The organism is Desulfotomaculum sp., assembly GCA_003513005.1.
In the GTDB taxonomy this organism is placed as follows: domain Bacteria; phylum Bacillota; class Desulfotomaculia; order Desulfotomaculales; family Nap2-2B; genus 46-80.
In genome coordinates this window covers 1-7,028 of the sequence record DOTD01000010.1, presented here as the reverse complement: position 1 = coordinate 7,028, position 7,028 = coordinate 1, and the positions used below count along the sequence as shown (strand labels likewise).

Below are 7,028 nucleotides of genomic sequence, written 5' to 3'. Positions count from 1 at the left end.
CCGGCAGGCCATGTCCTTCATCTAGCCGGCGGGAGAGCACCAGTTCCACAGTTGGCATAGTTCCCTCGACAGCCTGCTGCGGCTCCATGAGGGATTGTGGGCAATCAACTGCCTGACTGATTGGATATGGTCTTCTGTTATCTCGGTTACCCGGAATTCAGCTTCTGTTATCATAACTTTATGATACATGATTAGCAGGGCTGAGTCCAGTACTATTTTTCAGATGGCTGAGCAGTTACCTATTATTTAAGAAAGAGTTCAAATGATTACTAAAAACCCTATCCGGAGATCATGCCGGACAGGGTTTTTAGTAATTATTACATCTTTTAACTATATGTTGATATAGTCTAAAAAAGCTGCTCTCTAAAGATGACTTAATATATATTTCGATATATATCAACATTATTTCTTAAATAACAACATTATTTTTGACATAAATTTGTTTTGTAATTAACTATTAATTATAGCAAGATATGACAAAACGGCACATTTTTAAATACCGCAAGTATTACCGTATCAGAGATGAAGATAGATTAAGATTCTCCCTTAGTAAATCTGTGCTCAAGATAGCCAGGAAAACAAGGAAAACGATTCTGACAAATAGACAAGGCCTGGCCTGGCCTGGCATTCACTTCCTGCTCATAGGCGACCCATGGGGCGGGGAGCCACCCCTGAAATATGTAGTGCTTGGCGGGGAAGCTTTAGGTGAAGAAGAATTTGGCTATGGTCCGCCGCAATACATCACCCCTGAGCAGATAATAGAAACGGCAAAAAGTTTATCAGAAGTTTCGATTAATGAGTTGCGGAAACGGTATAACCCGGACAGGTTCTTTGATGAAGAGATTTACCCTAAAATTTGGGATGAGGGATAAGAATCTCTCGATTACCTCTTGGCCTTCTTCCCGGATATAGTAGAATCCTTCTTATTATCGCCACAATAAGCGGCTGTTCCAGTGCGTTTAAGCAAAGCGAAAGTAAGGCAGCGGAAAAATCCTCACGGATGACGGAAGCTTTAACCTCCCATTTTGCAGATTATCAAGAAACGCCGGTTAAGGAGACTCCTGCTGTCGAACCCTATAAAGCGGATTCCGACCTTGGAAATATCACAAACAAAGATCTGTTCCAGTTCTCCCCGTCCGCCAGGGACCTTTTAATTAAAAATGGCTTTGTTGTGGTTCCCAGCAGTTAGCAGTTATAAGAAGGAATTTTTTTTGCTCTACGAAGGCAACAAGTTTAGGAAGATACCGTCATTTATCACGACCGATTCCGTGCTCCATAACTACCATTTATTTTTCGACCACTTGCTCAGGGTTGTCGAAACAGAAAAACTTGCCCCGGAGCTGGCCGATCTGACGAAAGCGATGTTATCCCAGTCCCAAAGCCAGTACGAAATCCTTAAAGGTACTGACTGGGAAAACGCTGCCAGGAGAAATGTCGGGTTTTTTGCGGTGGCCGGCAAACTTTTAGATCCTAACATGCCCATTCCGCCAATAGTGAAAAATGAAGCAGAGAAGGAACTGGCTCTAATCGAAAGCCACCAAGGTGTTGTAGTGTCGCCGCTGATGGATATCGACGGAAGCGGCGGCGGCGATCCCCTACTGGAAGACTATTCTCAATACATACCGCGTGGGCATTACGAAAGAACGGATTTGTTGAAGGCTTATTTTAAATCCATGATGTGGTACGGCAGGTTGACCTTCCATTCAAAGAATGAAAACGAAACAAAGTCCGCCTTACTGATTACTCTGGCATTGGACAAGGAAAACAACAGGCAGAAGTGGGAACAAATATATACTACAACCAGCTTTTTTGTCGGCAAAAGCGATGATAGCACTTATTACCAGCTTAAATAATTGGCAGACAAAATCTACGGCAAAAATGCAAGCCCTAAAAAAGTGGTTTCCAATTCCGATAAATGGAACACTTTCCTGGCTGATGTCAGGAAACTGGAGCCGCCGGCCATAAACTCCAACCCTGTTTTTAACATAACATCAAGCGCCGACCTGGATAATGAAATAAAAGGTTTTCGTTTTATGGGACAGCGGTTTACCATTGACGCTTTTATTTTCCAACGGTTGATTTATCAGGAAGTCGGGGGCAACAGCCTGGATGTCCTAAGGATGCTGCCCAAGGGACTGGATATTCCCGCAGCTATGGGTTCAACGGAAGCCTATGCCATATTAAAGTCGATGAAAGAAACCGATTACCGGAACTACCCTGAAAATATGACTAAACTGAAAACATATATCTCCAGCTTGAAAAATGAGATCTGGCAGCAGAATCTTTATTGGGGCTGGCTTTATGCGCTAAAGCCTCTTGTTCAGGAAAAACCGGCAGGATATCCGCCTTTTATGCGCAATGCCGCCTGGGTCCGGAAAGAACTCAATGCTTATCTGGGAAGCTGGACGGAACTGAAACATGACACTATTTTATACGCCAAGCAGGCTTACGCATTAGGCACAGGTATAGACGTGAATGTTACTGACGACAGAGGTTATGTCGAGCCCAATCCATATGTTTACGCACGTCTGGCCTCGCTGGTAAAAATGACCGGAGACGGCATGCAGAACAGCGGACTCTTAAACGAACAGGATAAGGCAAGCCTGGAGAGGATGGAGGAACTGGTTCTTTCCTTAAAGACTATTTCTGAGAAGGAGTTGTCCAATACTCCTTTAACTGATGAGGAATATGAGTTAATCCGCTCCTATGGCGGACAGTTAAAGGATTTTTGGCTGGATGCCCTGAAAGGTGAGGGGATTAATAACAGCTCCACCGCCAACGACAGGCCGGCTGCCCTGGTAGCAGACGTAGCTACCAATTCTGATGGCGGCCAGGTTTTGGAGGAGGCGACAGGCAGCATATTTGACATCTATGTTGTCGTTCCCGTGGATGGCAAGTTAAAAATTGCCGCGGGCAGCATATATTCTTATTATGAATTCCCCTGGCCGCTTAATGACCGGTTGACCAATACAAAATGGCGTGAGATGCAAAAAATGGACAGACTCCACCGCTGCCGGGATGGACTAATGCGTTTATAGCTCAATGAACCAAACTAGAAAAATAAAAATTGGTTTAATATCTTTTTATAGTGCAAAATTGATGACGACGATAGTTGTTGGATACCTGCAATTTCAAAGGGGCGGCAGATCTACATGTATTCGGACGGCAGTCTGACTGTCCTTACAAATGACTGCTCATACCGTTCTGAATTGCCTGTATTTCTCTATAGACAATAATTGTATCGTTTTTGCCAGGGTAAAAAACGGAAGTGAAAAAAGCATCTGGATAATGGACAAAAACAGACGTCCGGTGAAGTCAACATAGATATTCAAAAACTGATTGAAACGTATATCCATCCCGGTGGGGCGGTAGTGGCGGTACGGAAAACAAAGACTTTATCCCATGCAACTGGGAAGCAGGGGGAAGCAGGAGAACCGTCACCATGCTGCCCCCGTGAAATTAGACGTTTAGCTTATACAAGCCGTTTTTTCTGAGTGATTGTGTTTACTGGCTTAAGAGTACTTTTTCGCGAAAGTTATGGTAAATTCACGTTAGCGGGTAAAATGTTCCTTGACAAAAGTGGGGGCATCAGCTTCTGTAAAACCTCCGGTAAAAATGTCACCGTTTTTCAGCAGAAAAACCACATTATACGGCTTCGGGTAGCGATAGATATCTGTTGTATACTGACGCAGGCAAACTTCCATTTTTTCCGGGTCAATTAACTTTAAATGCCCGGGAGTTTTTTCCGCATTCAAAAGTAATTGTTGGGGCTCCTCCTTATAAAGTCGATATGCCTCCGTTCCTTCTTCTCCGGCGCCGGTCTGTTTCGTCACGACGGCATACTGGATGTCATCGCGGGCAATCAGCCGGGCGTTATTATATTCACCGGTATTCTTCAACCATTGCTCAAAATTAACATAGGTTTTTTCCCACACAAGCCCTGTGGTGTCGTTATTTTTTAAAACGATATTAATACTGGCCCAGCTCTGCCGGTCGTCTATCATTTCCTCGTAGGACTGCTTCATTATATCACTTTGCAGAGCGGCGACAGCCTGCTGAATAAGCTTTTGGTCTACAATGCGCACACTTTTATTCGTTTCGTTCGCATTAATCTCCAGCATTTTTATTTCGGACGGGTTTATACTCAGAATAGCGTTATGAAAGATTTTGTATTCGCGTGATTCGTAAATGGATTTCAGCTGCCGCGCATAGTCGGGGAGGTTAACTTTATACTGGCGGCAAATATGGGAACCGTTTTTAAGATAATAAATGAAGTAGAGAGGTCTTCTCGCTCCCGTAACAAAGCTATTTCTATGTCTGTCTTGCATAGCTGCTTTTTCTATCGTTCGGTTGCTGACTATTTTTTGGTGCAGCGCATAAACGTCAGCTATATTTTCCGCCCGGGTATATATGGGCAAAGGCTTTTCAAACGGAGCGACTGGGTTCATATCGTCGTATTTATAATTGACAGCATGGCGTGTTTGCGCCATATTTAGAAGAGATGGCGGGTAAAAAACATTATCCATAAATACGCTTTCAACTTCAGCCAGTTCAGGCAGCCTCCTTTCGTAGCCGGTGAAGTCTAACCGGAGGGCGCCGATACAAATAATCACAATTAAAGCATAAATGCCGAAGCCCTTGATGATCTTTGGCTTGAAAACATGCAGGGACTTTTGCAGCAATATCTCAACCCCCAGGTAAGCCGGCAGGGAACCCAGTAAGTAACCAAAATAGGCCCAGCCCAGGCTGCCTTGAGTCTGGTAAAAATAGCTGCCTACAAATAGCATAAAGCAAAATGTGACTCCGTATTTAAAAAACGGGCGCAGGGCGTCAAAAGTGATCGCGCTGCCGGCAGCCTCCGACTGACGCCGCCTGTATAAATACAAGCCCAGCAGGTACAATGCTATACTCGCCAGAAGATATGCCGCTATTTCGGTTTTATGGATCGGGTAATTAAACATTTCAGCCAGTGGCGAAATGTTTACGGACTGCATATAGCTGTCAAAAGCTAAGCCGTAAGTGTGCATACTCATGTTGTGCAGCAGCAGCATGGAAAGTCCTGAGGGGAGCAAAAGTAAAATATAGCTCAAGACACCCTGAACGCCCGACAAACCGGTAAACATGCCCGTGGCCACACCGGTTATGAAATAAAGCAAGTTAAAGAGCAGACTGATCGCCAGCCAGGTAGCAATATCCTGACCGCTGACCTTTGGAATGCCCAATCCGGCGACAAGCGCCCAGGCCGCCAGAGCGGTGATTATGAGCGGAACAAACAGAAAGATCAGCCCGGCCAGGATATGAGTATGATAAAGTGTCTCCCGCTTGACAGGCAGGGCGTGCGCCATATCGGCCGCTTTGCCGTTTTGAAGATAGCCGAAGAGCAGGAGGGCTGTCAGCACAGGGGCAATAATCAAAATCATTAACTGCCAAAAATCGTAGTGTGAGAATATCCTTAAATATATTACCGGATCTTGGGAGAGAATGGCGCCTTCCGCATTACTATACAGCATAATTATTTTTAAAGGGACGCTTAAGAGCAGACCCAGAAGGTAAACCGCTCCAACCCAGCTAAAACTCTTGAAATTATTAAGCAGGACGCCTCGATTAATAAAGGATGTTTTTAATTTCATAACCGCAGTCCCCCATTTCGTATATAAATATCTCTTCCAGAGTAAGGGGCAGGATGTCCAAAATAGCCGGATTATAAGCCTGTATGCGCCGGACGGTTTCATCATAGGAGCCGCGCACAACCATGATCAACACATTGCCTTTTCTTTCCTGGCGCAGCGTTTGCATGTCCTGAAGCAACGATTCGGGAACTCCATCGCTGAAAGCAACCTGGATCTTATGCACATCTGCCCTCAGGTCGTCCAGGTCCTTTTGGATAAGCATTCTACCCTGGTGCAAAATACCGATAACATCACAGACGTCTTCGAGTTCGCGTAAATTGTGGGAAGAGATGATAACTGTCATTTCCCTCTCGGCGACATCCTGAATAATAAGGTTTTTTACCTTTTGCCGCATTACCGGATCCAGTCCGTCCAGGGGTTCATCCAGCATCATGATATCCGGCGCAATCGACAAACCCAACCAGAAAGCCACCTGGCGCTGCATACCTTTGGAGAGCGTTCTTATGCGGCGTTTCATATCAATATTAAAAGCATCCCGCAGCTTTAGATAACGTTCCTGTTCCCAGCGGGGATAAATCCGGCAATAGAAATTCGCCATATCGTCAATTGTATAATTAGTAAAAAAATAGGGGTTATCGGGTATGAAAACAATGCGCGCCTTCAGATTGTTGTTTTCAAATATATTTTCACCATCATACTTAACCTGGCCGGAATCCTGTCTGTAGACACCGGTCAGAATCTTCAACAAGGTTGTTTTGCCGGCGCCGTTGGTACCGGCCAGGCCGTAAATAGAGCCTTTTTTTACCGCCAAAGTCACGCTATTTAGGGCCTCTATCTCCTGAAAACGTTTACTGACCCCTTCAACCTCAATCATTAGCTTTACCTCCTTTATCCTGGGGCAAACTTGTTTGAATAAGAGCAAAGATTTCCTGGTCAGTTATGCCCAGGTAGCGCATTTCCGACACAGTTCTCTTCAGCTCTTTTGACAAATCTATCAAACGGGCAGCATTATTCTCCAGCCAGGCGGGTTTCACGAAATTGCCCTTGCCGGGAATGGAATAGATATATCCGCGGTGTTCCAATTCCCGGTATGCTTTCTGGATCGTGTTAGGATTTATGGTTAACTCGCTGGCCAAGACCCGCACAGCGGGCAGTTGTTCATCAGGTTTCAGTACGTTGTTTATAATAAGCTCTTTAATTTTCCCGACCAGTTGTTCGTAGATAGGTTCACGACTGCGCAAGTCTATTTCAAACATCAAACCCCTCCTTTCTTTTAACTGTATTAATACAACTAGTACAGATAGTGCTGTCATTATATATCAATGAATTAACAATGTAAATAGCAAATAGATATTTTTTAGCACGAAATGCCAAAAGGGGTTACTATTCACAGTCCTA

General features: G+C 44.6%; 4 protein-coding genes and 1 pseudogene. 2 read left to right on the top strand and 3 right to left on the bottom strand.

Annotation, left to right across the window (positions count from 1 at the left end):
* Positions 1-473 precede the first annotated feature (473 nt).
* Together DEH07_00705 and DEH07_00700 are read left to right on the top strand one after the other, a co-directional pair.
* Positions 474-872, top strand: a complete 399-nt coding sequence (locus DEH07_00705) for a hypothetical protein (protein ID HBY03079.1) — start codon at positions 474-476, stop codon at positions 870-872.
* Between the two features lie 128 nt (positions 873-1,000).
* Positions 1,001-3,038: pseudogene (locus DEH07_00700) on the top strand (hypothetical protein).
* Positions 3,039-3,551: 513 nt separating this feature from the next.
* Here the strand turns inward: DEH07_00700 and DEH07_00695 are convergent.
* From DEH07_00695 to DEH07_00685, 3 genes are read right to left on the bottom strand one after another with little or no spacing between them, the layout of a single operon-like run.
* Positions 3,552-5,630 carry a hypothetical protein gene (locus DEH07_00695; GenBank protein HBY03078.1) on the bottom strand — a complete coding sequence of 693 codons (2,079 nt, stop codon included), beginning with the start codon at positions 5,628-5,630 and terminating at the stop codon, positions 3,552-3,554.
* The gene (locus tag DEH07_00690) at positions 5,605-6,504 is read right to left on the bottom strand and encodes an ABC transporter (protein HBY03077.1); all 900 of its coding nucleotides are present in this window, start codon (positions 6,502-6,504) and stop codon (positions 5,605-5,607) included. Before DEH07_00690 ends, DEH07_00695 begins: the two co-directional genes overlap by 26 nt.
* A complete protein-coding gene (locus DEH07_00685; GenBank protein HBY03076.1) occupies positions 6,497-6,886 on the bottom strand; it encodes a GntR family transcriptional regulator in 390 nt (129 codons plus the stop codon). The genes DEH07_00690 and DEH07_00685 overlap by 8 nt, the downstream gene beginning before the upstream one ends.
* Between the last annotated feature and the right edge of the window lie 142 nt (positions 6,887-7,028).